This is a genomic window from Aeromicrobium sp. PFPM2_SD2, assembly GCF_057364525.1.
In genome coordinates this window covers 36,091-61,146 of the sequence record NZ_JBNFNZ010000001.1, presented here as the reverse complement: position 1 = coordinate 61,146, position 25,056 = coordinate 36,091, and the positions used below count along the sequence as shown (strand labels likewise).

Below are 25,056 nucleotides of genomic sequence, written 5' to 3'. Positions count from 1 at the left end.
CCTTCCTTCCGTGAAGGGCAGCGAGGAGAACGCGTCGAGCGAGGTGATGTTGTTCCTCGACGGCGGCGACTTGTACGCCACTGGCGAAGCAGCAGCACTCGATGTCGTGCTCACCGACTTGCTTGGCCGCCAGGATGACTCTCGGCGACGGCGATCGGTAACGAAGCTCGCAGACGCGGGAGCCGTCGTCGCTGGAATTGGCGCGGCCGCGATGCCTGCCGAGGAGTTGTTTCGACTGACTCCGGACGCCGTGGCGAAGCTTGCCCAGCATGGTGGTCAGTTGACCGACGGTGGCGCGCTGCGCGGATTCGTCCGCAGCGAGGGTGGTCAGTTCGCGGGGAACCTGTCATTTGACGCGGTCTCGTTTGGAGCCGAACAGGCGCTTGCCATGCAGACAGCCGCCGTGGCGCTCGCCCTTCGCTCAGCGATCGCTGACGTTCAGGCCGCCGTTGAGGCCGTTGACCAAAAGGTCTCGGAAATCCAGAAGAAGGTCCGAGCCCGCGAGATCGGCGAGGTTGTCGGGACCTATCGCTTCCTTGAGCAGGTTGTGACGTCGACGCGTGAGCGAGGTCGGCTCTTGGAAGCTGACTGGGATCAGGTGGCCGGTGCTCGCCGCGACCTGGAGATCGCGTTGGAGACGCTCCGGGCCTACGTCGCCGAATCCATCAATGACATCGACGCCGAAGACTCGCTGCCGAAGCGGGAAGCAGCGATCAAACGCATCGCGAGCAACAAGGGCGTGGCAGGCAGCCTTCGCCTAGTCCTGGTGGCAGAGCAGGCGCTGCACCTTCTGGAGTACCTACGTCTGGAGCGGGTCCGGACCACCGACCCGGACCAAGTTCCGTCGGCCTTGGCCGACGCCAGACGCTCTCTCGCCCAGCAACGGGAGCGCGATGCGGCCTTGGTTACTGGCGCGATTGAGCGGATCGAGGCCGCCAAGAAGATCGACCCTCTTGAAGTCCACCGCATCTTCTCGATTCCGCAGATCGAGAAGGCGTCCACAAAGGCATTTGACGTGCTGGAGAACTTCGCGAACTCGTCGCGCGCTGACCTCCCAGAATTCGATCGTCTCGTCCACCGGCCGCCGCTGGCGGAGACACGCGCTGAGGTCAGGCGCCACGCGGTCAGCGCCCGAGACGGTGTCGTGGATGCGTCGAAAGCCCTCGGTCAGGCGGCCTCCCGAGGAGCGAAGGATGCCTCCGCTTCTGTTCGGGAGAGGGTCCGCCGCAAGTCGGACTGATGCCGTATCAGTCCGAAAGACTGATGCCGGCCGCCGTGGCGGCGGGACTCGACTCCTGGTCGAGCGCGAGCACTTGTGCCTGTCGCCGCGGCCGTGTCCCGCGTTTGCGTTGTCCGACTCCTGTGCTGGACATGTCGTAGCCGCCCCACGGTGAGCGCCCAGGGACATGTCGGGTCCCGGCTCCATTCCGCTCGGTGATGACGGGCGCGCCCACGACCCGCATCGATGCGGGTAGTGCTGCTCCATCCACTTCCGGGCGGCCTTGGAGAGTCTGATCTCATCTGTGCTCCGGAGACGAGCGGGGACTACGGGTAGGTCGCGCCATCCGGGGAAGGAGTGGTCGTGCCAGGCCTCGACGGCGGCGTTTTCGTCGCTGGCGATTACGTGCCATCCGTGAGGTTCGCAGATCACCATGTAGGTCAGGTCGCCGACGCAAGCGCAGCCGCCATGTGGCGCCGTGTGTTTCCATGGGTCGCAGCGCAAGTCGGCGGTGAAGAGGTCGAAGCCGTGCTCGCCGATCTCCACACCTCCAGGTACTGCAATCGCGCGGTGCCACATACGGCTGTCGCGTCGCGAACCGTCGAGGAGGTGCAAGAACTGCCAGTGAACGACAGCGTCGTCGAGATCAGACGGAGGGTAGTAGGCCGTTGAAGTGCAGCGGGGCCCCACGCCACTCGGGCGCGGCCTCGACGGCAGCTTCGTAGAGCATCCCCTCGATGTCGAAGGCGAGCTGCTCGTCGGTCACAGCGTCGCCCCTACGTCGAGGAGCCAGTTGGCCCACGCGAGGGCGCCGCCTGTGAGGGTGGCTCCACCGATGGCGACGAAGAGACCAACCTTGGCCTTGCTTGCGGCCTGCCAGCTGCCCTGTGCCGATCCGATCGCCCACGTCGCCGAGCACACCACGATCATCAGCACGGCCGTGATGAGGCCGTAGGTCAGGAGTGCGCCGACGATCGCGCGCAGTTGGCTGGAATTGCCAACCGCGCCGAAGTCGGGGCTTACGAGTGGCATGAGTCCGGAGACGTTCATGCCCGTCAGGTGTTGACGCGACGACGCGAAGACTGGCTCTTACGGCACTGCCGTCCAGTGAAGGTGGTCGTAGTGCCCGCCCGTGACGCTGTTGGGGTCGTGCATGCCCCCGCCGTCGTACGGCCGCCAGCCTTCTGCCCGCCGGGCGACTGACCAGATGCGCCCCTGCCAGATGAGGTACTCGACGCCGAGGGTCTCTGCGTTGTCCTTCAGCCAGTTGGTGACCTGCCAGCCGTAGTCGAGCGCGTGGCCGGTCGCCGCCGCTCCGATGGCGTTTCCGAACGTGCCGTCGCACGCGCGGCCGAGGGAATGCTCCGAGGGTTGGCCCGGCCGTGGCGACCAGCAGGCCCAGGAACTCTCCGGAAAATTCGCCTGCACCTGGGCGAGGATATGCGCGGTTCGCTCCGTGATCTGGCCGTCGGACGTCGGGTCATCGACGAGGTTGCCCGGGCTGCCTCCGTTGTACGGCGTCGCCGGTCCGCCGGCATTCGTACACCCCGCCCCGGATGAATTCACTCCGGCATCGATGTCGGTGGCGCCGTGAGCAGCGAGCCAAGGCTCCGGATCGATGGGAGCTGCGTTGGGGCCGCCGGGCCGGACCTCGAAGTGCAGGTGGGGTCCCGTCGAGTAGCCGGCCACCCCTACGTCGGCGATGTACTGCCCCGCGGTGACCTTGTCGCCGACCGCCACGTGGATCCCGTCGCCGTACATGTGGGCGTAGCCAGTGACGACGGTGCGTCCTGCCACGGTGTGTTGAATCAGGATCAGGTTCCCGTATCCAGCTGCCGGACCCGCCGAGACGACTCGCCCGTCGGCTGCGGCCAGGATGTGCGTTCCCTCGGGCGCGGCCAGGTCGACGCCCGTGTGGAGTTTCGTCTCGCCGGTGACGGGATGGACGCGAATCCCGAAGCCGCTCGTCTTGACCCATGTCCCGGCAGGGAGGGGCATGACGATTCGCGATGTCTCTGGGACCGGGGCGGTTGTGTCGCCGACGGTCGAGAATGCCCCGCTGGTCGTGGGGAGGCACGAGGCTTGCGCGGCGGGGCTGAGCAGAGCGCCCAGAATCAGGAGGCAGCTTGCGGGCGCTAGGAGGACCAAGAGGAGCCCGCCGACTACCGCCTTGCGCATCCTGCGTCACTCCAGCGGGTCGTTGAGCCGCGAGAGGCGCAGGAGGTGGCACTCGGGGTACGACGGTCCGCAAACAATGAACACGGTGAAGGACACATCGTGCTCGGAGGCGACGGGCGCGTCCTCCCATACTCCTGTTCGGTGGCGGGTGCCGTCGATTGTGAACGCCGTTGTGCCGGGAAGGAGCGAGTCGCCGGCTTGGGCTTCCGCTTGCGCCCATTTCGTGGGGGTCGTGACGGACTGGACAGCCAGCCATTGGCGGGTTTCGTACTTTGCGAGCTCCTGCCAGGCGTCCGGTGTCGGGAGGTAGTTGTCGAGGTCGGTGACGAGGCCGGGGGTCGACTCACCGGTCGGATCACCGACCGTGGTGAGCTGCTCGATGTGGTCTGTGCGGGTGATGAGTGTCGCCGTGTCCCACTCGAAGATCGATCCGGCGACCAGCCGAGCGAAGGTCTCGGGGTCGTTGGTGACCGGCAACGGTTCGATCTCGTCCGCTTGTGTTGCCTCACCCCTGGGTGCGTCGACCTTGACGTTGCCGGCCTCCACTCGGGACGCCGTTGGGCTCTGTGCGCGTTGAACCAGCAGACGTATGTCAGAGACGAGATCAGCAGCAGGCCGAGCGTCACGCCGACAACGATGAGCCGACGTCGGCGGAGGTCGTCTGGAGCAGTCCAATAGAGCATCAGCTTCCACCTCAGGTCTTCTGTCAGGGACAGCGGAAAGGTGCTCGCGTCAGTCCGGTCAAGCCGAGATCGGGGTGGACCGCAGCTCACGGACCTCGTCGGCGAACGCGATGGTCTCGGCGAGCACTCGCTCGAACATCTCCCAGTCGGTCGCCTTGATCTGCGAGGCGATCTCGGTCGGGTTGTAGAACCGGGACCAGCCGTCGAGGTCGCCCCAGGTGAGGACGAAAGCCCGGAGGGTTCGGTGCGATGGGCGGGGCTTCGGCTTCCCACCGTTCGTCGTTCCGCCCGCGCCGAGCCCCTTGCGCTTCTGCTTGACCAGCTCGATGGCTTCGTTGGCGAGCGACTCAAGCTCTTCCTCGGTCACTGGACCAGTCGGCGTCGTGTCGTCGGCCGCGATCAACTCCCTGGCCCTCATGACTCTCTCGAACGCTGGCTTTACATCACCACCGCCGGCGATGTCTTCCAGTTCCGCCTCGGCGAGCTTGCGCAAGACCTCGGGGAGGCTGCGGTCTGCGGCAATGCGCTCGATCGTCGAGATCCGTTCAAGGTGGTGGTACGACGCCTTGCCTGTCACCGCGACAGCGGCCTGATGACGACTCTCGCCCTGCGACCGGTCTCGTTCCGGCTCCGAGCCGGAACGGTCGCCTTGCCGCGCGGCAGCGCCGTCCTGGCCGTTGAGTCCAGCCAACTGGCGCCGGTGCGCATCCTCCGCTATCAGGGTGCGCAGTTCCCGAAACAGGGCCGCCTGCTCCCTCTGGTTGAGCGGCCGCCGCTCGGCGTTCTCGTCCTGCTGCGCGAGCAGGCGGCTCAGATCGTCGGAGATCCCGGAGCGCACCCATACCTTCAAGGTGCGCCAGCCCAACCGCTTCACTGCTTCCAGCCGCCGGGCGCCGCAGACCAGAACTCCGTCGGGCGTGATGGTCACGGGTTGCAACAGCCCGAGCTTCTGGATCGACATCATCAGGGGCTCGATGCCGTCTGCGGGGTGTTGTCGGTGCCGGGTGCCCACGACTATTGAGTCGATGCGGCGTTCAAGCTCGATGTGCCCGTCATGCTCAGACATGGTGGCGTCCTCTTGCCTCGAACCGCACCGGTTGGCGGATGCCGGCGATCTCGGCGACAAGGGACCTGTCTGCCAGAAGCGCTTCGGGATCGTCGCCGATCAGGAGGCGTAGGAGCATCCCGCGGCCGGCGGAGGTCTGACGACGATCCGGGTGTTGGTTGCCGAGGATCACTCGTAGGAACACCAGCCAGGCGCGCTGGTCGACGTCGAGCAAAGCCTGCGCGTGACGATCTCGACGCAGCGCTTCGAATGCGGTGTGACGGTTGCCCGCGCGCAGTAGCCGGGTGCAGATGTACTCGATCGCGCTCCGGGCCACTTCCTCGGGCCAGCGGAGGGCGACGAACACGGTTACGGCGTCATCGACCGCGATCCAGGCATTCGTCGGCTCGTTGCCGTCGTCGTCGGCCTCGTCGTCGAAGTCGATCGCGTCCTGAGGTGCGGGGATCGCGAACGCCGGATGGAAGTCGATCAGCTCGGCCTCGCGGTCGCTGAACCGTTCGGCGTCGTGACGCTCGATGTCGACCTCGCGGCGCGCCTGCTGGTTGGAGCAGAGAAGCCCGTCGGCGCGCTGGTCATAGACGAGGGTGAGTTCGACCGCTCGGGTCACGACCGCCCACGGATCGTCGGCGACTCGCACCGCTCGCGTGTGCATCGCGTCGAAGGCCGCGATTGCCGCCTCGACCGGCTCGTAGCCGTACTTGCGGGCGAGTGCACTGTACTTCTCCATCGCATAGCTCATGAGGTCAGACGCCTCGGGGTCGTGGCTCCAGCCGTCTGAGCGGTAGCGAAGCCGGACCAGCATGAGCCGGAGTCCCTCGGTGGTGGTGAAGTCCAGCGGCGCTTCGTTGGCTGCGGTAGTCATAGCCCCAACTCCTCGGTCGTGGACACCGTCGGTGTGGCTGACTCCGGCCGCGCGATGGCGCTCCGGCTGATCTTGTGACCGGCGCGCGCCGCTCGCGCCGGCGCACGTCGGGAACGGCGGACCAGTTCGCTCTGGAGGTCGACTCCGCGGGCCGCCCACTTCGAGCCGACCAGGGTCGGCAGTTCGCTCGGGCGGACCCAAGCGATTCCGCGTTCGGCCTTCGGAGCTGATACTTCCGGCGCGGCCGGGACTGAAGGATCGCGATGGTGCGCGAGTGCAGAGATCGCCGGGTCAGTGTGCGGCTGAGGCGCCGACTGCTCGGGCACAACCCGGTCGTCACGCCGCTCGTAGTGCTCGTTGTTGTTCACAGCGCCACCGCCTCAGCCGCCGTCGAAGGGCGCGTGATGTTCGCTGCTCCCAACCGCGATGCGATCCGGTAGGCCGACCGAATCGTCGTCATCGCCTCCTGGTCAGACAACCCGGCGGAGCGGGCGGCTTCACCGAGCAGGGCAGCGGTGGCGTCGAAGGCATGTCCGTCTTCGACCATGCGGCAGGCAGCCCAAAAGAGTCCGTGGTTGCGGGCGCCCTCGGGCCGGGACGCCACCCAGTCGGCCAGCTTGTCCGGCCGCGACCCCATCGCCGGCATCGAAGCTGGCGGACGGGCCGGGCGAGGTGGTTCAAGGAAGGAGCGAAGGGAAGCTGCATCGACAGGAATGGCCCGGTGCTGGGCAACCGCGATCAGGTCGTACGACCGGCCGTCGACCTGTGAGGGCGGCGCAACGATGTAGCCGCCGTCCCCACGGAAGTCGACATGCTGGCCCGGTGCCTGCCACGAGCGTTGCGCGTCGACCTGGCCACGCAAGTAGTAGGCGTGCACACCACCTGACGGGGTGCGGACCAGCCACGCCCAGCCCTCGGCGATGCCTGCCGCCGTTGCTCGTTCGAAGGCCCCGAAGCCGTTGCCGCCCGGGTGTACGTCGATATCGACGACGTCCACTCCAGAGGCGGCGCCGGTCGGCATCCCGATGTTCGCGTCGGGCCAGCGTTGCCACCAGTGCCTCACCGTCGAGAGGTCCGAGGTGGCGTCGTGGAAGCCATGGCTGGTGAGCGGCTGCTTCCCGCCCGGTGTGCACGGGAAGATCGGGATGTCGCGAACGGCGAGCATCGTCGAAGCGGTGGCGAGGTCCGGAGCTTCGGACAAGGAAACGGGCAGCCGCGGATTCCACCGCGAAGGCCGGGACTGCCTCTGTGCCGAGTTCATGCGCACGACTTTGCGCCCGAGGGGGCACCAAGTTCCGCCCACGGGCGAGTAGTTCAGAGCACCACGGGCGAGTTCGGATCGTCGCGTTTTCGCAGGTCAACCCCGCCCGTGGTGCTGTCAGAAAAAAGTTCGCCGACGTGGGTTTCCGCCCGAAGTGTCGGCGCTCTCCGCCACACTTCTCTCGTGAACCGGCGCGAGTTGAAGCCCCAGGCGGAGGGGTCTGTTTCTCCCGTAGCAGGCCAGCGCCCCAAGCGGCAGCGGCGCCGCTGGTGGCTCATCGCACTCGTGCCGGTTCTGGCCCTGCTGGTCGCCACGTCCGCGGCCATCACGCTGGCGCCGGAGCGGTTCGGCCTCCGCGACAACCCGATCGGTGGACACTCCACGCCGGGCGATTCCGACGGTGACGGCCTGCTGGACACGATTGAAGAGGCGGGATGGGTCACGCAAGACGGCTCCGAGTATCAGACGGACCCGAGCCTTGCTGATTCCGACGGCGATGGGCTCAGCGACGGGGATGAGGCGGGCCAGCTGGTCATCGAGGAGTCGACCGCAGACGCTAACGACGCCTCGGACGAGCCCGCAGCCGACCCAAGCGGTCTGCCGGCCGGGCCCGTCTACTCGGGATTCTCGAACCCCCTCGTCGCCGATTCTGACGACGACGGGCTAGGTGACGCTCAGGAGGCGGACGAAAGTCTCGACCCGTTCGACGGCGACAGCGACAATGACGAGATCGCTGACGGTCCAGAAGTCGCGGTTGTCGGCACTTCGCCCTCCACGGCTGACACGGACGGCGATGGTTTCGAAGACGGGTATGAAGAGGCCCATCGCGAAGACCAGGGCCTCGATCCGCAGCTCGTGGACGTCAAGGTCAGCAAGCTGTCGTACGCAACCGACTTCGCCATCGGATCGGTTGCCGGTGACGCGTGGCAGAAGGACTCGTTCGCCTGGCTCGCGGGAAACCTTGCGTCCAGCGGTTCTAGCTCAATTCCCGTCATCGGATGGGTGGTAGGTCCCCTTGCCGACGCGCGCGACGCGATCGCATCGGCAATCCGCGGCGACTGGGTGAGTTCAGGCTTCAGTGCCGTAGGTGTGATTCCGTATGCAGGCGACGCGGTCGAGATCCCGGCGAAGGCAGTCAAGTTCGTTGCTCGCAACCCTGAACTGGCCGCCACGGTCGCGGCGGCGATTGTGGCGATCAACAAGATCCCCGAGAAGATCAAGATCGACGCGGCGCGGCAGGTCTTCAAGCATTGGGACGAACTGCGAGACGCCGGGGTCAGCGAGAAGACACTCCTTCAGCTTTCGAAGGGCAGGCTCGACCTCGACGCACTCGCCGACGCAACCAAGCGCCCGACCCACGTGTCGGGACCATCCGCCCCGTTCTTTGCGGACGGGTACAAGGGCGAGGAGTGGCTTGAGAACCTCTACGGTGCGAAGGTCAAGGGTGTCGAGGTTCAGGTCCCCATGTCGACAACGGCGTGCACCGACGCCTGCAACCCCGCACACCGGATCTTCGATGTGCTCGTAGACGGCGTGGCCCACGAATCCAAGGTGGGTTACAAGGTTTGGAGCGAGGAACTCGCAAGGCAGATCCGGTCGGACGCCTATCTCATCAAGGCCGGTCAGATCGAGGGCGCTCACTGGCATTTCATGGCTAGCGCATACAGCAACAAGGTCGGCGCTGATCCGAAGGTTCTCGATCTTCTTGACGAACTCGGTATCCCGTACACAATTCACCTTCCGGCCTGACGAACCGTGATGAGCACCTACACAGACTTCCTAGCGATGACGAAGGCGGAGGCCTCGATCTATCTCGACCGCTTCTTGGGCGAGATGGGGCCATGCTTGGACCGACTCGCTGCCACGGTCGGCCGCGAGCTGAACCCGCGCAAAGGTTCACTGTCGCTGCTTTGGAGCCGGGTGGTGCCGGCACTTGCGTGGCGCGCTGGCTACACGCCTCCCTCAATCGGGCACCCCGGACCTCCTATCGACGCGGAGGCCATTGAGCCTCCCGAGATCCTTCCTTCTTGGTTCCATCACCCGAGCGGCGCGGGCTACGCGAGATTCTCGATGGAAACTCTGTGGTTGATCGACGGCGCCGCTAGGTACCTAGGCGAGATGGTCGTCAGCAACCTGGGCGGCCGTTGGGTGTCAGGGGAGGGCGATGTCGACGGCTACCTGTTCCAGAACCAGCCGGTCGTCGCTGGGGTGACGCCCGAGCCCGTCAGCCCGATGCAGACGTGTGCCGTGCTCGTATCGAGGGCGCTCAAGCAGGGCACGGAGCCGGGGCCTCAAACCCTCGTCGATGTCTACGAAGCCTGGAGGGCCACCCGAATGGCCTGATCAAGCCTTTCGGATACGTTTCGAAGTGTCCCAGGCGTTGTTCTTGGCCACGGTCCTGGTGCGCTCGGGGACATCGAGTGGCGGCAGGTGGTCGTCGGTGCGGTTGAACACCTGATCGTCCAGGATCTGCTTGGCGAGGGCGCCGTGCCCCTCGGCCTCCGCGACTTTGGCCAGGTCGAGCCGGCAGACCTCGTCGTAGGGCGCCGCATGACAGCCCTTCTCGGCTGCCACGTGGGCGCGATCGAGATCGCCGCGTGAGAAGGCGTCGGTGGCGACGATGTGGGCAACGTCGACCACGGCGAACGCTGCTGTTTCGTGGACCCGCTCACCATCGAGCAGCCAACTCCAGCCCGGGGTGCGGAGGTCGCTGAACGGTTCGCCGCGCACGAGTTCCAGCGCTGCGACGAGGTCGCCCATCCCGTCGGCGCCGCGGGCCTGAGCACGGGCGCGCAGGCGACGGAACAGGTCGAGGTCGACAAGGACGTCGGTCAGTTGGTAGCCGTTGGTGCCGCGGTCGCGGTGAGCAGGAGATGTTGTCGCTGCCGGCAGGTGAAGTTCGCCGGTGCGTGGGTTTGTGCCGAACCACGTGCGGATGTACCCGAGGTCCGTTCGCGCGCGGGACTGGGTGATGCCAAATGCCTCGCGAACCTGCCGTGACGAGACTCCGGTCGGGTGGAGCGCCAGGAAGGTGACGAGCTCGTTGAAGTAGGCCCGCCGTTCGGCGACTGCCGACGGCGGATCGCCTTGGGCGATCAGCGTCACGGGTCCGAGGAGTTGCAGCTTGGGCAGCTCGCTCTCCGGGTTGCGCCACTCCGCCAGGTCATCGTCGAGCTGTGGGTCTGACTCCTCGACGATCCGTCGGGTCCGCGATGGGACGACCGGGGCAAGGGTCTCGACATCGTCGGCCGTCGTCGGGGCCACGGACTCGTATCGCTGGGTCGCTTCGGGCAGCAGCGACGCACTGCCCGCTTCTCCCTGCGGACGCGTTTCGGTCAGGTCGGGGAGCAGGGCTCCGGCGTGATCCGCGAGTGCTCGCCAGCCGGTCGCGCCCTCCATGCGCGGCATCGGCACCACTACCGCCTCTCTGGTCAGGTCGACGATGGCAGCGGTGGCGGCTGCTTCGTCGGACGTGAGACCGGCGGCGACGAGGTCGAGATCGAGGTGCGGCACCCGGAGCCGGCCGTCGTGGGTCAACTCGAAGACCTTGTCATCAGTCTCGGCATCTCTGATCTCGATGACAGTGAAGCCTGACCGAGACGTCTGGAGCCGTACGAGTTTGGCGAGTGCTTGAACTTCGCTGCTTGGGGCGCCGGCGACGAGCAGGGCGTGGAACGGCTCAGGCTCGCCGTGACCCAGGGCCTGAGCCTGGGTGAGATCGTGCTGGAGCTGCGCGAGGAAGGCCGTCTCGTCCTCCGCGTGGCATCGCAGGCGGCCGGAGTCCAGAGATGACAGCTCGGAAGCGACACCGATGGTGTCGACCGTGGAGATCACGGTCCAAGGGCTCAACGCCAACTCGGCGGCGAGGTGGCGCGCGAGGGCCGTCGCCTGCTGTTCGTCTCCGGTGAGCACGCCGGATCCGATCCGTTCGAAGTCGAGCAACCACAAGTGGCCGTCGGCATCCTGTCCGACGCTGGCCAGGAGCGGGTACGGCGGGAGGACGTCTTCGTCGCCCACGGGCGAGTTCAGGCTCGCCGTCCATGTGGCCGATGATCCGGTCCACGGAGTTGGGAGGTTAGCCGTCTCGGCGAGGTGCAGCGTGACGGTGTCCCGGCCGACCTCGACCGCGTTGAGTTTGGGTATGTCGGCCATGACGGAGGCGAGATGACGGAGCAGCCGGTCGAGTTGGTCGATCACGTCAGCGGCGGGCGCACCTGCGACCGTGGCCGTCTTCTCGATCGCGCGGACCGCGACTGGGGGCGGCGCGATTCCGAAGCCAGGACGTCGGTGCCGCTGTTGGGTACGCCGGTGCGCGCGCACGGCGAGCAGTACCGACCCGGCGAGGAGTACCCCTGCTCCCGTGAGTCCGGGCAGCAGCCACGTCACCGACGCATGCTCTCCGTCGTCCACTTGATCGCCCGGCGTCGCCAGGCTCGCGTCGTCCGGCTCATCGGCTGCGGCGTGTTGCGGGGCCTCCGTTGGAAGTGTGCTCTCGACCGGATGTGGGCCGAGGTGCCGGCCGCCAGGGGTCTCCTCCTGCGCCTGGTCGGCAGGGGGAGACTCGACCACTGGCTGGTCGTCGGCGTCCGGGATCGTCAGTTCCCAGCCGGGACGGATGAGGTCGGGGTCGGTGAGGTGCTGACCGTCCGCCTGGACGGTGTCCCGCGACGCGATGAAGATCTCCGGGTACCGCTGGCCGTCGCCGAGTTCCTCCTCGGCGAGATCCCACAGCGTGTCCCCGGGCTCCACGACATGCGTCTCCTCCGGCTGAGGCGCATCCGTCGGATCGACAGTTGGCGCCGCGTCACTCGGGAGCCGGAGAGTCAACCCGGGGTCGATGAAACTGGGTTCCCCGTGAAGCACCGCTTCGTTCAGCGCAACGATCTCGCGGTAGCGCATGCCGTCGCCAAGGTGTTCCTGCGCGATCTTCCACAGGCTGTCGCCGCGCCGTACGACGTAATCGACCGTCGGCGTCTCCTTAGGTGTTGCGGTTTCCGCGGTCGGCGGTGTCGAAGGAACGGGAGAAGTTTCCGGCTGGCTGACGATCGGAGGTGCCTCGACCGCTGGCGCTGCCTGAGCTACCTGCGGGGCGAACACGGGCGCGCTCACGGGAGCGACGGCGAAGAGGAGGGCTGCGGTCGCGACGAGCCGTCCCGCCAGACCTTGCGGAAGTGCGAGACCGGGCAATCGGGGTGCGGTGACACCCCGGATTGCGGCCAGGATCTCGGTGAGGAGCGACAGGGCGAGGATCGCCCAGGCGACCCAAGCAACGACACCGATCACCAGCATCGCGAGAGTGCCGTCGTCCGGGCTGGTGAGCAGAGTGCCCAGCTCGCCGAGATCCTCGGCCCATGGCGTGACGCCGATCGCGAGGAGCAGCAGCGGTGTTCCGACCACCATCGCGAGGATGAGCAGGGTGGCTCCGAGGCCGGCGGCGCGGTTACGTGCGGTCACTGTTCGGTACCTCCCAAGCTGCGGACGATGCGAGCGGAGGCATCGGAGGTCACCGTGAGGTCACCGATGCCGATGAAGCTCAGGAACTTGGGTGTGTAGGTGTCGGTCACCTCGACGTGGACTGTGTCGCCGCCGGTCACGGTCACGGTTCCGGTGACGCCAGCCGCTGCGAGGTACTGCTGGGCGGCCGTTCGAGCCGCGGCGGTGTCGACACTCACGTAACGGCCCTCGATGGCCGGACCGGCTTCGACTTGCTCACCGCCGGCGCGGGCAGCCTCGGCTGCGACGTTGTGCGCGCGCTGTTTTGCATGAATCTGCCCGCCGAGGTCGACGGCGAGGCCGACGAGGACCATCATCACGAAGCTGGCGGTCACCATCCAGAGTGAGATGGAGCCGCGTTCGTCGCGAGTTCGTCGCCTCATCCGCGTTCCCTCCATGTGTCAATCGGGCTGGTGCTGGTCGCCCGGATCAGGCGACTGCCTGGGACCCCGGGAACGGACAGGTCTGACAGGTCGAGGCGGCACTGGACGGTCACGGAGACGGTGGCGGCCTGGCCGACGGTCCGACTGAACTGGCTGGCGTCGACGGTGACGTCGATGTCGAGACAGTGGATGCCTTGGTTGGAGAGGCTGGTGGTCGCTGCGGAGATCGCCTGGGTTCGGGCCGATGCGCTCGTGCGCTCAAGCGAGGCCGAGCGGGCAGCGTCAGCCGCGGCAGTCTCGACCGATTGGTGCGTCGTCGCAGTGCGTCCGCCGAAGATGATCAGGCCGACGAAGAGCAGGAACGCGGGCACGCCGATGACGGCCTCAACGGCAGCCGACCCGCGCTCGTCGCGCGCCCGCGGGCGAGTCATGGTGTCAGCCTCTCGACCGGAGCGGAGGCCTCTTGTCGGACCACTGGTGACCACCCGGGAATGACGCTCAGCGAGTACCCTCGGACTACCACGGTGACCGTTGTGGCCGTGAGGCTGGCCGTGGTCGCGGCTCCGGGGAGCACGTCGTCACCGCCCGCTTCCTCGATGAATGCGTTGGCTGCCTGTACGCCGTCGGCCTCCCGACCGTGCTCGCCCGCGGCAGCGCGGGCGCCCTCTTGCGCAGCCGCGATTGCCGCTGAACGGGCGTGGTAGAACAGCGCCGCCTGCATCCCGAGGAACATCACGGCGAAGAGCGCCGGCAGCAGGATCATCAGCTCGATCGTCGCCGAGCCGCGTTCGTCCTGTCGGCGACGGCTACTTGATGTTCCCGGCCTGGCTCGTGACATATGCCTTCACCGCGGCTACGACGATTGCGACGATCGCGATCACGGCGACCGCCCAGAGCGCGTGCTCGGTGGTGACCGAGCCGCGCTCGTCGCGGCGCTGGATGCGTGACTCCAGTCCGAACGTGAGCGCGAACAGCGCTCCGATGAGTCGTTCCATAGGTGGGCTCCTTCCTTGGTTGATCTGTTGGTGGTCAGGTGTTGCTGAACATCATCCGCAGCAGCGAGGGGGCGACGAGGAGCGCCATGAAGATGACGCCGAGCAACGAGCCGGGGATGGTCATGCGCTCGCCGATGGCGTTGGCCTCTGCGATCTCGTCGTTGAGCATCGCCGTGCGCATCGCGGCAGACCGGGCTCGGAGTGTGGTGTAGATCGAGGCGCCCTCTTCACCGGAGAGCCGCATGATGTCGGCGAAGTCGTCGAGCTCTGGCAGGCCGAGTTCGTCAGCCAAGGTGTGCAGCGCGTCCCAAGGCGGGAGGCCGGACCAGCGTGAGCGTGTCAGTTCTTCTGCGAGACGGCTGAAGACCCAGGAGTCGCCCACCTCGGCCGCCGACTCCATCGCCTGCCGGACGCCGGAGCCGTTGTTGCGCTCCAGTGCGACGAGGTCGATGTACGCGCCGAGTGCTCGGGCGAACTCGAGCCGGGCCTTCCGGGCGTCGTCGATCGCGTTGTAGTTCGGCATGAAGAACATCAGGGTCGCCAGCCCGAGCGAGGCCAGCGCGGGGATGGCGATCGGCATTCCCAACCCGATGAGGTCGAAGAACCATGCGAGTAGCGGCGGGATGATCAGGCCGAGTCCAGCGAACGCCAGCTTGTCGCCGTAGAACCGAGCAAGCGGAATACGCAGGATCGCGAGCTCCCGCGTCGGCGTACGCACCCACATCGCCGTGGGGAGGGTCTTCATCGCCCATACGCCGACGCGCTCCTTGCCCGAGGCTGCGGCAGCCGGGCCGAGTGCGGACGCTCGCCGCGGGCGGGTGCCAGGCGGTTCAGGGCCTCGGCGAGATCCGGCTCAGCCGGCATGAGGCGCGCGACCAGGAGGACGACGCCGAGCGAAACGAGTGCGCCGGCGGCGAGAGCAAGCTGGAGTCCCGTTGTCATGCTGTGCCGCCGTGTGTGCCGAGGAATCTGGGCAGGTTCCGACCCAGTGCCATCCGCTTCATCCAGACCAGGGTCGCGACGTACGCCGCGAGGAGGCTGATGAGGATGACCTGGCCGAACGGGCTCTTGTACGGGGCGACGTATGACCCGGAGACAGCCAGGATCACGAGCACGCCTGCGCTGATCAAGGTCACCCAGCGTGCGGTTGCTCGCGGCTTGGCGCGGTCGGCCTCCACCTGTCGCCGGGCGCGAACGTCGGCGGCGACGGACTCGGCGAGTCCTTCGAGGACGCTCGACAGGCCAGCACCGCGACGTCGCGCACCAAGGATGAGGTTGGCCGCGATGAGGTCGCCGGTGGAGTCGTTGAGTTCGTCGGCGAAGGCACGGAGCGCATCCTCGGTGACCCAACGAGCACGGAGTCGCGCCACCAGCCGGGTGACCTCAGGAGCAATGGGTGCGGGAGTCGAGCGCAGCGTTGCCACCAGTGCTTGCTCCAGGCCGACTCCGACGGTGAGTACGCCGGAGAGGGATCGCGTCCATTCCTCCATCGCTTCGAGTCGCTGGATCCGGGACGCCGCCGACCCCGCCGACAGGAGAATCGGCAGCCCGACAGCCGCGGCCGGAACCGCGATGACGGCGAGCATCCAGCCGGTGACCAGCCATGCGACCACCCCGGCGCCGAGCCCGCCGAGCAGCAGAACGCGGGTGGTGCGGTCGAGGTTGGGGAATCGCCGCACTCGTCGTGAGGAGGTGCGCTTCTCCGGCACCGAGATCGGGCGGAGTCCGAGGACGACTCCGATGATGCCCGCGACGATCAAGGCCCCCGCGAGAGCAGGGATGAGCGCGATCATGACCGCACCTGCTGCTGCATCAGGTAGCTCGGGAGATCGAAGCCATAGGCCGCGAGCGCGCGGTACTCGTCGGGCAGGACGGCCGGCACCGCAGTGCCGTCCTTGTCCGGGGCGAAGATGTGAGTGGTCGCGTAGCCGGTCTCGAGCTCGCCCGGTTCAAGGGCAATGATCTCGGCGACCCGGCGACGGCGCTGGGAGACGCCGTTCACCGTTGTGGTCCGCAGGTCGAGCTGGACGATCAGGTCGATCGTGGCCGCCAACTTCGAGGTCGCCAGATCATGGGTGACATGTGGCCCGGCCTCCATGGCGCATGTGACCAGCTTGCGAACGGCACCCACCGCATCCGAGGCGTGCGTCGTGGAGATGGAGCCGGTGCCGGACTCCATCGCCTTGATCATCGCCCAGATCTCCTTGCCGCGGACCTCGCCGACGATCTGCCGGGAGAGGTTGAAGCGGAAGGAGTCGACGAGGGCGTCATCGAGGGTGAACTCGCCGGCCATCCGGCCGTCCGGTCCGCGCTCACCCGAACCCGGACGTGCTTCCCACGGGTGGACGATCCTGTGCCGCTTGAGTTCGTGCAGGTGTAGTTCGTACTCGGTCTCGAAGGTGCCGATTGCCTCCATCGGGTCGATCTCCGCGCACAAAGCGCGCACCACGGTGGTCTTGCCTGCGCCCTGGCTGCCCGCGACGACGATGCTCTTGCGAGCCTGCACCGCGGCACGAAGGAACGAAGCCGCTACGGGGGTCATCATCTGCCGCTCGACGAGGTCGTCGAGCGTGACCTGCATCAGGCGGTGGCGGCGGATGACCACCGACGGCCGGGGCGTCACCCACGCCGCAGCGGCGAGGCGTGAGCCGCCGTCCAGACGCAGGTGCAGCCTGGGCTGGGCCTCTGAGAAGCCCCGAGCGTTGACCTCTGATCGGGAGGCAAGGAAGACGAGGAAGTCGATCAGCTCCTCGTCGGAGTCGGCCACCGGTGGTCCGTCCACCAGCGATCCGTCGATGAGTTCGAGCATCACGTTGTCGTGGCCGGCGATGATGATGTTCTCCACGTCGTCGTTGTCGACGAGCGGCTGCAGACGTCCGAGTCTGAACAGCGAGTCGAAGACCGCCTTGGCGAGTGCCTTCTGTTGAACGAGTGGCCACGCTCGGTCGCCAGCGTTGACCCGGTCGGAGACGGTCGTCTCGATGAGGTCGAGCACGATCGAGCGCCCGAGTTCCTCTTGTGCGGTTTTGTCGAGGCGCGCGCGGTCCGCTGCGACCGCTTGGCTGAGTTGTTCGGAGGCTTGGGCGCGGAGGGATGCCACGAGGGCCCAGTCGATCCCGACCACGGGCGAGTCGTCGGGCGCCTTCACGGGCGTGAGCGGGCGTGGGGACGCACTCGCCCGTGGTCCTGGCAGGGGCTGGTTGAACAGTGGAAGCGCGGCCACCTCCGGCGTCACGTCGATGCTCTCGCTGGTCACGGGCGAGCTCCTTCGAGAAGCTCGCTGCGATGACGCGAGACAGTCGAGTGGATGGAGGCGATCGCTGCCTGGAGCCCGCGGGCGAGTGGGCCGATCTCGAAGCGCTTCGACGGCTGAGCTCCGCGCGAGAAGACGGCCGCGGACTCGGGATCGTCGGGAAGCGACGCGACCACGGGCGAGTTCAGAACTCGACCTGCCTCGCGGGCGCCGTACGGCTGGCCGTCGCCGACCACGAGGACGCCGGTCTGTCGCCACTCGAATGTGCCGCGTTGGACTGAATCGACCCATGAGCGGACGGCTGACAACGCCGGCAGGTTCGTCCTCGTTACGAGCAGAGTTAGGTCGGCTTGCGCGAGCAGTGGTTCTGGCGAGCCGACGAGCCCCAGTCGACCTGCGTCGACGATGACGTCCTGACCGGTCGACTCCAGCTCCGCGAGCTCGTTGGAGAGGGGTTGCCAGAGATCCCGCAGGGCCGGCGCCTGGGTGTGAGACCGGGTGCCCGCTACGAAGGAGACGTGGGTGCCGTCGATCCGCTGCGACACCTCGGCGAGTCCGTCGCGGATGCTGCTCGACGTGAGCGCCAGTTCGATGAGCCCGGCCTCGTACTCCCGAGTGCCGCGGAAGTAGCCAGCGAGGAGAGCAGAGCCGCCGGTGGGATCAGCCTCGACGAAGAGGACGGGGCGCGGCCACATCAACGACAGGCCGAGAGCCGTCGTCGTGACCCCGGGAGAACCGGATGCCGAGGCAAGGGCGATGACAGCCATCAGCGTTCCCGGGGGTCCAGGACGAGGGCGACGTTGCCGGTCGCCGCGCGGGCAGCCAAGACAGCCGCGTCGGCGTGCGGCACCAGCAGGTCGACGATCAGCTGCCCGGTCTCGTTCGACGTGCGTACTCCGGCGACCGTCGCCTCGCTGAACTGCGGCACGCCCTCAGGCATCTCCGCACCCTGCGGGGGTGTCACGACCACCCGGACGCGATCGCCCGTGGCGAGATCCAGGCCGGGTGCTTGGGCAGGAGTGAGCGCGACTCCGACGATCGAGTTGTCGGCGTCCGGCATGACACCGTCGGCGAACGATTCTGGAGTGAGCATCGCGCCCGAGGCGACGTCGTACGCCGCTCGCTGCCCGACCACCTGATCGAATTGACTGGCGGGGACGGGGTGGAGCGCCGGGTCGGCGCTGACTCGCACCCGGGCGAGGTCGTCAGCCTTGATCACAGTGCCGCGCTCGATCGTGTCGCGCGCGACAAGGACTTCCTGGGTCGTCGTGGTGGCTGTCCATGCCCAGGCAGCGAGGAGGGCACCGAGGCAGATCGCGATCAGTGCGGCGACGATCAGAGCTGGTCGCCGTCGGAGCTTCGGCGGCGGCACAAGAGGACTGGCGGCGGGACTCGTCTCTTGGTCGAGCGTCCTGTCGTCTCGGGTGGCCGTCTTGCTCATGGTCCGTTGCTCCCTCCGCGCGGCTACTGCACGAGCACCTGCGCTTCGCCAATGGCGATCTGGGCTTCGCGGACGAGTCCGTTCAGCCGGATGGTTCCCGTCTGGCCTGCGCCCGCCCACTCGATCACCCAGTCCGAGGTGGCCGTGACCGTGAACTTCTGGCCCGGCTCCGACGAGCTGGATGAGGTGTAGACGTAGCCGCAGTCGGGTGACTTTTTGTTGCCGTACGCCGGCTTGTACGGCGTCCCGGCGGTCCTGCAGACGACCTGGTGGCCGTCGCCCATGTCCCAGGTGATCTGGTGAACCCGAGCGGTCGCTGTGACGGTGATGCCTCCCGCAGTCGCTGACGCCGTAGCGGGGCCCCAGGTGTGGGCATCGGGGTTGGCGACCCACATCCAGATCGGCATGCCGACGAGGCCGATGCGACCGTCCTCCGCCTTGGGGGCGATGCCGATGTTGATGGCCGAGAGCTTCATGTCGGAGATCGCGATCTGCGCGACCTCGCGGGGCGTTGGACCGCTTCCCGAGTTGGGCGGAGGGTCCGCCGACCACACGAGGATCATCAGGTCCGTCTGTGGCTGGTAGCACTGGTACACGCCGCCGTCCCCGGGTTCGTGGCCCTGCCAGCTCGGGTCACCTGCGGCAGGTTGTGGATCGAGCAACTGGATGTAGCAGTGATAGCCGTTCGACCAGTAGCCGTACTCCGAGCTGCATGGGACCGGGCCGGGCGGCGGCTTACTGACGCCCTGTTCGGTCCCATCCCAGTAGCAGGCCGCGCCCGACCCTGTGTCCTTCGGTCCGTCGTCTCCTGGATCGCCCGGAGTCCCTGGCGTCCCCGGGACCTCGATCCAGATCAAGCAGATCCCGGTGTCCGGGTCGGTTTGACCGCAGACGGTGTCGGCGTATGCCGGGGATGACACCAGGGCGGCCAGCCCGCTTGCGAGGGCTGCAACCATGACCGCGATGGTCAGGAGCCGGCGCACGGCTCTTTCTCCAGGTCCGAGCCGCCTGACACCCGCCAACCATCGGTCGGTGCCGTCTCCCACGTCGGGTTGGTGACGGTGAAGCGCGTCCAGCCCATGTCCTTGCGGTCTGGCGTCACCACCGACTTGCCGCTGCGATCGATGACATCGACGCCACTGACGTCCCAGCAGACGTCGATCACCGCAGTGGCCGGGTCATCCAGGCTGACGGACTGGACATTCAGCTTCACAACCTTGGTGATACCGGTCTGGTGCAGACCGTTGGCGCGCTGACTCTTGAGCAGGTTCTTCTGCGCGAGAAGCTGCGTGCTCGACGCAACAGCGTCGAGGTCGGACGCCGGGCGCTTTGGATCCTGTCGAACCTCGCCAACGGTCTGGAAGTACTGCCGAACCATGGCGGACGCCGCCTCGGAGGCGATCTCGCTCTCAGAAGGCGGCGTCGATGAACTTGTGGACGGGGTCGGCGTGCTGGAAGTGGACGTTCCAGGCGCCGCCGGATCATTGCCGTCGGCACAGGCCGTCACCGCAACCAGCAGCATCGCTGCGGTCGCCAGAAGGGATGCTCCCCGATTTCGCGTCATGTCCGAGACCGTTCCCTTCCGTGGGTTCGGGTTACGGAAGTGCGAACGACGCCCTGCTGACGGACTGGCAAGGCACCGTCATGTCCTATTGAGACACCGGTGACCCACCAAGCGCAACTGTCTCTCATTCCTCACCTCTTCCATAGGTTGCGGCCGAGAGCCGCATCTACTCCGGCAGGTGCGCACCCTTTCCCGCGCTCGGCGCTCCCTGCCTCTTCCAGCGTCCACACCTCTGGCACCGCGAGGAGGGCTCAGTGGCCGGGCCTGTGGATGGACAGCCGTGTCCCGGCGGCTGTGGAACCGCGCGCGCACCTTCATGCCGAGGAGGTGCGTGGCGATGACCGTCTCCATGCGGAAGATGTCGGCGGGCGAGGGCTACAAGTACCTGCTTCGCAGCGTGGTTGCGGGCGACGGCAACCGCAGCCTCTCGACATCGCTGACGCGTTACTACGCAGAGGCCGGAACGCCGCCCGGCGTCTGGATGGGCACGGGGGTCGCCGAGTTCGGAGCCGGGCAGGTCACCGTGGGCGCCACCGTTTCCGAGCCCCAGCTCCTCTTGTTGATCGGGCACGGGCGTGACCCGGTCACCGGCGAGCAACTCGGCACGGCGTTCCAGCAGTTTGCGACTCACAAGCAGAGGGTGGACGAGCGCACCGCGAGCCTGAACCCACATCTCTCAGACGAGGAACGTGCACAGGTCGTCGACGAGATCGAGGCCGAGGAACTGGCGAAGTCGCAGACCGCAACCGCCGGCTTCGACTACACCTTCAGCGTGCCGAAGTCAGTCTCCGTGCTGTGGGGCGTGGCTGACGCCGGCAGTCAGGCGTTGATCGTCGACGCACACCACCAGGCGGTCGCCCACGTCCTTGCGCTGCTGGAGCGCGAGGTTGCGGTGACGCGCGCGGGGGCCAACGCGCGAAAAGGAGCTTCGGCCCATCACGACGTCGTCGGGGTCGCGGCGACCGCGTACGACCACTGGGACTCTCGTGCAGGCGATCCTCAGATGCACACCCACGTCGTTGTCTCGAACAAGGTTCGCACGGTGTTCGACGGCAGATGGCGCTCGCTCGACAGTCGGCCGATGTTCGCTTCGGTCGTCGCTCTATCTGAGCACTACAACGCGGTCCTCGCCGACATCCTGCAGCGGTCATTCGGCTTGGAATGGGAAAGGCGTGCACGCGGAGCGAACAAGCGCGAGGCATTCGAGGTCAAGGGTGTACCCGAGGAGTTGGTGGCCGAGTTCTCCAGTCGATCCAGGACGATCGACGCCGAGACTGATCGGATGGTCGAGGAGTACCTCCGCGAGCGCGGGCGAGCTCCCGACGCTGCAACCGTCATCAAGATGCGCGCGACGGCCACCCTCACGACCCGGCCCGAGAAGCACGTCCATTCCCTCGCCGAACTCACGGCGGACTGGAGGGCACGGGCGAGCCGCGTACTCGACGATGACTCGACCCGATGGGCTCGCTCACTCATCGCCCGTGGAGCGAGGAGCGACCACAACCCACACGCCCGTGGTCTGCTGCGAGCAGACGACGTCTCGACCGCGGCGGTCACCGAGGTCGCCCGAGCAACGGTCGGAGCGGTCAGCCAGAAGCGCTCAACGTGGAAGCACTGGAACCTCTGGGCCGAAGCATCCAGGCAGACGATGGAGTGGCGATTCGCCACCGCTGGTGAGCGCGAAGCGGCCGTCGCCACGATCGTCGACGAAGCCAAGCGCATCTCGATCGCGCTCACCCCACCGGAACTGGCCTACAGCCCGGGCGTGTTTCGGCGCAGCGACGGAACGAGCCTCTTCCGACCGAAGCACGAAGTCACGTTCACGTCCGAAGAGATCCTTGCTGCGGAAGAACGACTACTCGCCCGTGGTGCCGACCGCAGCTCGCCCGTGGTCGATCTGGGCACGATCGAGGACGTCTCACACAGGGCGGTCTTGGGCCATCACCTCAGCGAGGAACAGATCGCGACGCTTGCAGCGGTCGCCGTCTCGGGCCGCCAGGTCGACCTGCTGATCGGCCCGCCGGCGCGGGCAAGACGACAGCAATGCGCGCGCTTCACAAGGCATGGACGAGCGCTTACGGAAAGGACAGCGTCGTCGGCCTCGCGCCGTCAGCAGCCGCCGCCGACGTACTCGCGCAAGACCTGAACGTCGCCTGCGACAACACGACGAAGTGGCTGTACGAGCACGACCACGGGCGAGCCGAGTTCCGTAAGGACCAACTCGTGATCATCGACGAGGCCACACTCGCTGGAACCCTGACGCTCGACATGATCACCGGTCTTGCAGCAATGGCGGGAGCGAAGGTGCTGCTGGTCGGCGACTGGGCCCAACTCCAGTCCGTCGATGCAGGAGGCGCGTTTCCGTTGCTCGCTGAAGCGCGCGACGACACCCCTGAGCTGACCGAGGTTCACCGGTTCGTGAACGAGTGGGAGAAGGACGCCTCGATCGATCTGCGCTTGGGACGCACCAAGGTCATCAGCACGTACTTTCGCCACAAGCGCATCAAGGACGGCGCTCACGACGAGATGGTGGACGCTGCGTACCTTGCCTGGCGAGCCGATCTGCGCGACGGGCGCAGCAGCCTGCTCGTCACCGAGTCGACCGATGCCATGATCGAACTCAACGAACGCGCCCGTGCCGAGCGTCTTCACGACGGCGAGACCGAAGCGAGTCGCGAGGTAGAACTCCACGACGGCACGCGGGCGTCGGTCGGCGACCTCATCATCACTCGCCAGAACCACCGCCGCATCCGCGCCCTTCGCGGCGGCTGGGTGAAGAACGGCGACCGCTGGCGCGTCACCGATGTGGCCGATGACGGCTCCGTCGTTGCCGAGCGCCTCGGCATGAAGCTGGGCACGGCGGTGTTGCTGCCCGCCGAGTACGTCGCCGAACACGTCGACCTCGGCTACGCCATCACTGCTCACCGCGCCCAGGGCATGACCGTCGACACCGCGCATGTCGTCGTCACCGGCTCGACCACGCGCGAGAACTTCTACGTTGCCATGACCCGCGGCCGACAGGCCAACATGGCGTACGTCGCCCTCGACCGCCCCGACGAGTCGCACGCCGCGCCACCTCCCGAGGAGGTCACCGCGAAGTCGGTCCTGTTTGGGGTGCTCCAACACTCCGGCGTCGAGTTGTCGGCGCACCAGACGATCGCCGAGGAGCAGGAGCGCTGGTCGTCATTCGCCCAGATCGCTGCGGAGTACCTGACCATCGCAGCCGAGGCCCAGCGCGACCGATGGGTCGTCGAACTCTGCTCCTCTGGTCTCACGGACGAGCAGGTGGACGAAGTCGTCGCGTCCCCGTCCTTCGGGCCGCTGGCCGCCGAATTGCGGCGCGCAGAATCCTCGGGCTTCGAGATCGCCAGGATGCTGCCCAAACTGGTCGCGCAAAGGGGGCTCGCAGACGCCGAGGACGTCGGCGCTGTTCTCATCAGCCGCATCCGGCACGCCACCTCCGGCAAGCGGGGAGACCGACGGCCTCAGGCGAAGCTGATTGCCGGCCTTGTTCCGGTTGCCGACGGCCCGATGCCGGAGCCGATGTGCCGCGCTCTGACCGAGCGCCAGGATCTGATGGAGTCGAGAGCGACCGCGCTCGCGGAGGCTGCCGTCGCACAGAGGGCGACGTGGTTGCGCCGACTCGGAGTGGCTCCAGATGATCCTCGCGAGCGCGACCGCTGGATGCAGGAGGTTCGGCTGGTCGCGGCCTATCGCGACCTGTGGCTGGTCGACAGCGAGTCGCCGGTTGGCCCGGGCGGCGACTCGGACCGTCAGCGCGTTGACGAGGCACGCGCGAGGAGCGCCGTCAGGCGTGCTGCGGATATCGCTGAGAGGGCCGGTGAGAGGAGCCGAACCGGACTCGTGCATGAGGTTCGAGCGCTCGGTTGACCTCCGTCCACAAGCCAACTCGGCGCCCCAGTTGTCCACAACTCAGATCTGCGGGCTCAGCGAAACCCTGCGCCTGGACGTAGCAGTGGATTGAGCCGACACCAAGGAGATCCTCATGCTCGCCCTTTCGATGCACCTCGCCGCAGCGATCCGCGGCTACCTCGCGTTCTACATGCCGACGAACCGCCTGATCGACTGGCTGCGCAGTCCACGCGGCGTCAGGTGGGCGTTCCCCATCGCCTTGGCCGCCGTGCCGGCGTACATGTTCACCATGAGTGTGTGCGCGGCATTGATCGAGCACGGCGGCCCCGGCTACCTGAACGTGCTCGTGATGCTGTTCGCTTGGAACGCGATCAAGTTCGCTGCGGTGGCGCTCCTAACGCCGGTCCGCGGACTTCAACTCGCTATCGCTCGCCGGACCGGAAAGGTTTCGTACGCTGCGGCACGTGACTGACGAGCTGGCCCTCTTCGGAGACGAACCGCATGCTGCCGCAGCTCCGCCTGTCGCCGCGGCGAGCCCTATCGCTGACTCGCAGCGCGACTTGATCCGGAAGGCGCTCGATGCCCGCGGGCTCGCGGAGATGGATGACCGCCAGCAGGCGGTCGAGGACGCCGCTGGTCGTGCGGTGCCGAATCTTCGGGAGCTCGCGCATGACGAGGCAATCCTCGTGCTGAACCGCCTGGGCGAATCAGACTCGGTGGCAGCTCGCAAGCCGTCCCTGTGGGAGTCGCGGGACGAGGACACCTGGATCGATCGTCTCTGACCG

26 protein-coding genes and 1 pseudogene are annotated in these 25,056 nt (G+C 67.1%); 7 read left to right on the top strand and 20 right to left on the bottom strand.

What is annotated here, in order from left to right:
- The first annotated feature begins 10 nt into the window (after positions 1 to 10).
- On the top strand, positions 11 to 1,240 hold the full coding sequence (locus tag AC2W7G_RS00295; RefSeq protein WP_485866656.1) for a hypothetical protein: 1,230 nt from the start codon (positions 11 to 13) through the stop codon (positions 1,238 to 1,240).
- A 7-nt stretch (positions 1,241 to 1,247) separates the two neighbouring features.
- Here AC2W7G_RS00295 and AC2W7G_RS00290 read toward each other — a convergent pair.
- The 8 genes and pseudogenes from AC2W7G_RS00290 to AC2W7G_RS00255 form a co-directional block, all read right to left on the bottom strand.
- Positions 1,248 to 1,909 (bottom strand): annotated as a pseudogene (locus AC2W7G_RS00290) (DUF6349 family protein).
- Between the two features lie 72 nt (positions 1,910 to 1,981).
- Positions 1,982 to 2,269 carry a DUF6112 family protein gene (locus tag AC2W7G_RS00285; RefSeq protein ID WP_485866655.1) on the bottom strand — a complete coding sequence of 96 codons (288 nt, stop codon included), beginning with the start codon at positions 2,267 to 2,269 and terminating at the stop codon, positions 1,982 to 1,984.
- Between the two features lie 39 nt (positions 2,270 to 2,308).
- Positions 2,309 to 3,217: a M23 family metallopeptidase gene (locus AC2W7G_RS00280; RefSeq protein WP_485866654.1), complete on the bottom strand. Its 909-nt coding sequence runs from the start codon at positions 3,215 to 3,217 to the stop codon at positions 2,309 to 2,311.
- Between the two features lie 186 nt (positions 3,218 to 3,403).
- A complete protein-coding gene (locus AC2W7G_RS00275; RefSeq protein WP_485866653.1) occupies positions 3,404 to 3,943 on the bottom strand; it encodes a cell wall protein in 540 nt (179 codons plus the stop codon).
- Between the two features lie 195 nt (positions 3,944 to 4,138).
- Positions 4,139 to 5,146, bottom strand: coding sequence for a ParB N-terminal domain-containing protein (locus tag AC2W7G_RS00270; protein WP_485866652.1), 1,008 nt, complete (start codon positions 5,144 to 5,146; stop codon positions 4,139 to 4,141).
- On the bottom strand, positions 5,139 to 6,008 hold the full coding sequence (locus AC2W7G_RS00265) for a serine/arginine repetitive matrix protein 2 (RefSeq protein WP_485866651.1): 870 nt from the start codon (positions 6,006 to 6,008) through the stop codon (positions 5,139 to 5,141). Before AC2W7G_RS00265 ends, AC2W7G_RS00270 begins: the two co-directional genes overlap by 8 nt.
- Positions 6,005 to 6,376: a hypothetical protein gene (locus AC2W7G_RS00260; RefSeq protein WP_485866650.1), complete on the bottom strand. Its 372-nt coding sequence runs from the start codon at positions 6,374 to 6,376 to the stop codon at positions 6,005 to 6,007. The genes AC2W7G_RS00265 and AC2W7G_RS00260 overlap by 4 nt, the downstream gene beginning before the upstream one ends.
- Positions 6,373 to 7,269 carry a bifunctional DNA primase/polymerase gene (locus tag AC2W7G_RS00255; RefSeq protein WP_485866649.1) on the bottom strand — a complete coding sequence of 299 codons (897 nt, stop codon included), beginning with the start codon at positions 7,267 to 7,269 and terminating at the stop codon, positions 6,373 to 6,375. Before AC2W7G_RS00255 ends, AC2W7G_RS00260 begins: the two co-directional genes overlap by 4 nt.
- Before the next feature lie 183 nt (positions 7,270 to 7,452).
- Between AC2W7G_RS00255 and AC2W7G_RS00250 the strand changes: the two genes are divergently transcribed.
- Together AC2W7G_RS00250 and AC2W7G_RS00245 are read left to right on the top strand one after the other, a co-directional pair.
- Entirely contained in the window at positions 7,453 to 9,018 is a 1,566-nt protein-coding gene (locus tag AC2W7G_RS00250; RefSeq protein WP_485866648.1) for a hypothetical protein, read from the top strand.
- Positions 9,019 to 9,027: 9 nt separating this feature from the next.
- Positions 9,028 to 9,612 carry a hypothetical protein gene (locus tag AC2W7G_RS00245; protein ID WP_485866647.1) on the top strand — a complete coding sequence of 195 codons (585 nt, stop codon included), beginning with the start codon at positions 9,028 to 9,030 and terminating at the stop codon, positions 9,610 to 9,612.
- Here the strand turns inward: AC2W7G_RS00245 and AC2W7G_RS00240 are convergent, their stop codons facing one another.
- From AC2W7G_RS00240 to AC2W7G_RS00185, 12 genes are all read right to left on the bottom strand, one after another.
- Positions 9,613 to 12,723 carry a LysM peptidoglycan-binding domain-containing protein gene (locus AC2W7G_RS00240; RefSeq protein WP_485866646.1) on the bottom strand — a complete coding sequence of 1,037 codons (3,111 nt, stop codon included), beginning with the start codon at positions 12,721 to 12,723 and terminating at the stop codon, positions 9,613 to 9,615. It abuts the gene before it with no gap.
- Positions 12,720 to 13,145: a pilus assembly protein TadG-related protein gene (locus AC2W7G_RS00235; RefSeq protein ID WP_485866645.1), complete on the bottom strand. Its 426-nt coding sequence runs from the start codon at positions 13,143 to 13,145 to the stop codon at positions 12,720 to 12,722. The genes AC2W7G_RS00240 and AC2W7G_RS00235 overlap by 4 nt, the downstream gene beginning before the upstream one ends.
- The gene (locus AC2W7G_RS00230) at positions 13,142 to 13,576 is read right to left on the bottom strand and encodes a TadE/TadG family type IV pilus assembly protein (RefSeq protein ID WP_485866644.1); all 435 of its coding nucleotides are present in this window, start codon (positions 13,574 to 13,576) and stop codon (positions 13,142 to 13,144) included. The genes AC2W7G_RS00235 and AC2W7G_RS00230 overlap by 4 nt, the downstream gene beginning before the upstream one ends.
- Positions 13,573 to 13,983: a TadE/TadG family type IV pilus assembly protein gene (locus AC2W7G_RS00225; protein ID WP_485866643.1), complete on the bottom strand. Its 411-nt coding sequence runs from the start codon at positions 13,981 to 13,983 to the stop codon at positions 13,573 to 13,575. The genes AC2W7G_RS00230 and AC2W7G_RS00225 overlap by 4 nt, the downstream gene beginning before the upstream one ends.
- A complete protein-coding gene (locus AC2W7G_RS00220) occupies positions 13,952 to 14,140 on the bottom strand; it encodes a hypothetical protein (RefSeq protein ID WP_485866642.1) in 189 nt (62 codons plus the stop codon). The genes AC2W7G_RS00225 and AC2W7G_RS00220 overlap by 32 nt, the downstream gene beginning before the upstream one ends.
- 34 nt (positions 14,141 to 14,174) lie before the next feature.
- Complete coding sequence (locus AC2W7G_RS00215) at positions 14,175 to 14,885, bottom strand: type II secretion system F family protein (RefSeq protein ID WP_485866641.1); 711 nt, start codon at positions 14,883 to 14,885, stop codon at positions 14,175 to 14,177.
- Positions 14,886 to 15,078: 193 nt separating this feature from the next.
- Positions 15,079 to 15,933 (bottom strand): type II secretion system F family protein, encoded by an 855-nt coding sequence (locus AC2W7G_RS00210; protein ID WP_485866640.1) that lies wholly within the window; start codon positions 15,931 to 15,933, stop codon positions 15,079 to 15,081.
- A complete protein-coding gene (locus tag AC2W7G_RS00205) occupies positions 15,930 to 17,396 on the bottom strand; it encodes a TadA family conjugal transfer-associated ATPase (protein WP_485866639.1) in 1,467 nt (488 codons plus the stop codon). Before AC2W7G_RS00205 ends, AC2W7G_RS00210 begins: the two co-directional genes overlap by 4 nt.
- Positions 17,393 to 18,160: a CpaE/TadZ family protein gene (locus AC2W7G_RS00200; RefSeq protein ID WP_485866638.1), complete on the bottom strand. Its 768-nt coding sequence runs from the start codon at positions 18,158 to 18,160 to the stop codon at positions 17,393 to 17,395. The genes AC2W7G_RS00205 and AC2W7G_RS00200 overlap by 4 nt, the downstream gene beginning before the upstream one ends.
- A complete protein-coding gene (locus AC2W7G_RS00195; protein ID WP_485866637.1) occupies positions 18,160 to 18,834 on the bottom strand; it encodes an SAF domain-containing protein in 675 nt (224 codons plus the stop codon). The genes AC2W7G_RS00200 and AC2W7G_RS00195 overlap by 1 nt, the downstream gene beginning before the upstream one ends.
- Positions 18,835 to 18,857: 23 nt before the next feature.
- Positions 18,858 to 19,817, bottom strand: coding sequence for a hypothetical protein (locus AC2W7G_RS00190; RefSeq protein WP_485866636.1), 960 nt, complete (start codon positions 19,815 to 19,817; stop codon positions 18,858 to 18,860).
- Complete coding sequence (locus AC2W7G_RS00185; protein WP_485866635.1) at positions 19,802 to 20,356, bottom strand: hypothetical protein; 555 nt, start codon at positions 20,354 to 20,356, stop codon at positions 19,802 to 19,804. Before AC2W7G_RS00185 ends, AC2W7G_RS00190 begins: the two co-directional genes overlap by 16 nt.
- A gap of 379 nt (positions 20,357 to 20,735) precedes the next feature.
- On the opposite strand from AC2W7G_RS00185, the gene mobF reads away from it, so the two are divergent.
- The 4 genes from mobF (at position 20,736) to AC2W7G_RS00165 (ending at position 25,053) form a co-directional block, all read left to right on the top strand.
- Positions 20,736 to 22,544: a MobF family relaxase gene (gene mobF / locus AC2W7G_RS00180; RefSeq protein WP_485866634.1), complete on the top strand. Its 1,809-nt coding sequence runs from the start codon at positions 20,736 to 20,738 to the stop codon at positions 22,542 to 22,544.
- Positions 22,442 to 24,289 (top strand): ATP-dependent DNA helicase, encoded by a 1,848-nt coding sequence (locus AC2W7G_RS00175; protein WP_485866633.1) that lies wholly within the window; start codon positions 22,442 to 22,444, stop codon positions 24,287 to 24,289. The genes mobF and AC2W7G_RS00175 overlap by 103 nt, the downstream gene beginning before the upstream one ends.
- A gap of 115 nt (positions 24,290 to 24,404) precedes the next feature.
- Positions 24,405 to 24,743 (top strand): hypothetical protein, encoded by a 339-nt coding sequence (locus AC2W7G_RS00170; protein WP_485866632.1) that lies wholly within the window; start codon positions 24,405 to 24,407, stop codon positions 24,741 to 24,743.
- A complete protein-coding gene (locus AC2W7G_RS00165; RefSeq protein WP_485866631.1) occupies positions 24,736 to 25,053 on the top strand; it encodes a hypothetical protein in 318 nt (105 codons plus the stop codon). The genes AC2W7G_RS00170 and AC2W7G_RS00165 overlap by 8 nt, the downstream gene beginning before the upstream one ends.
- The last annotated feature ends 3 nt before the right edge of the window (positions 25,054 to 25,056 follow it).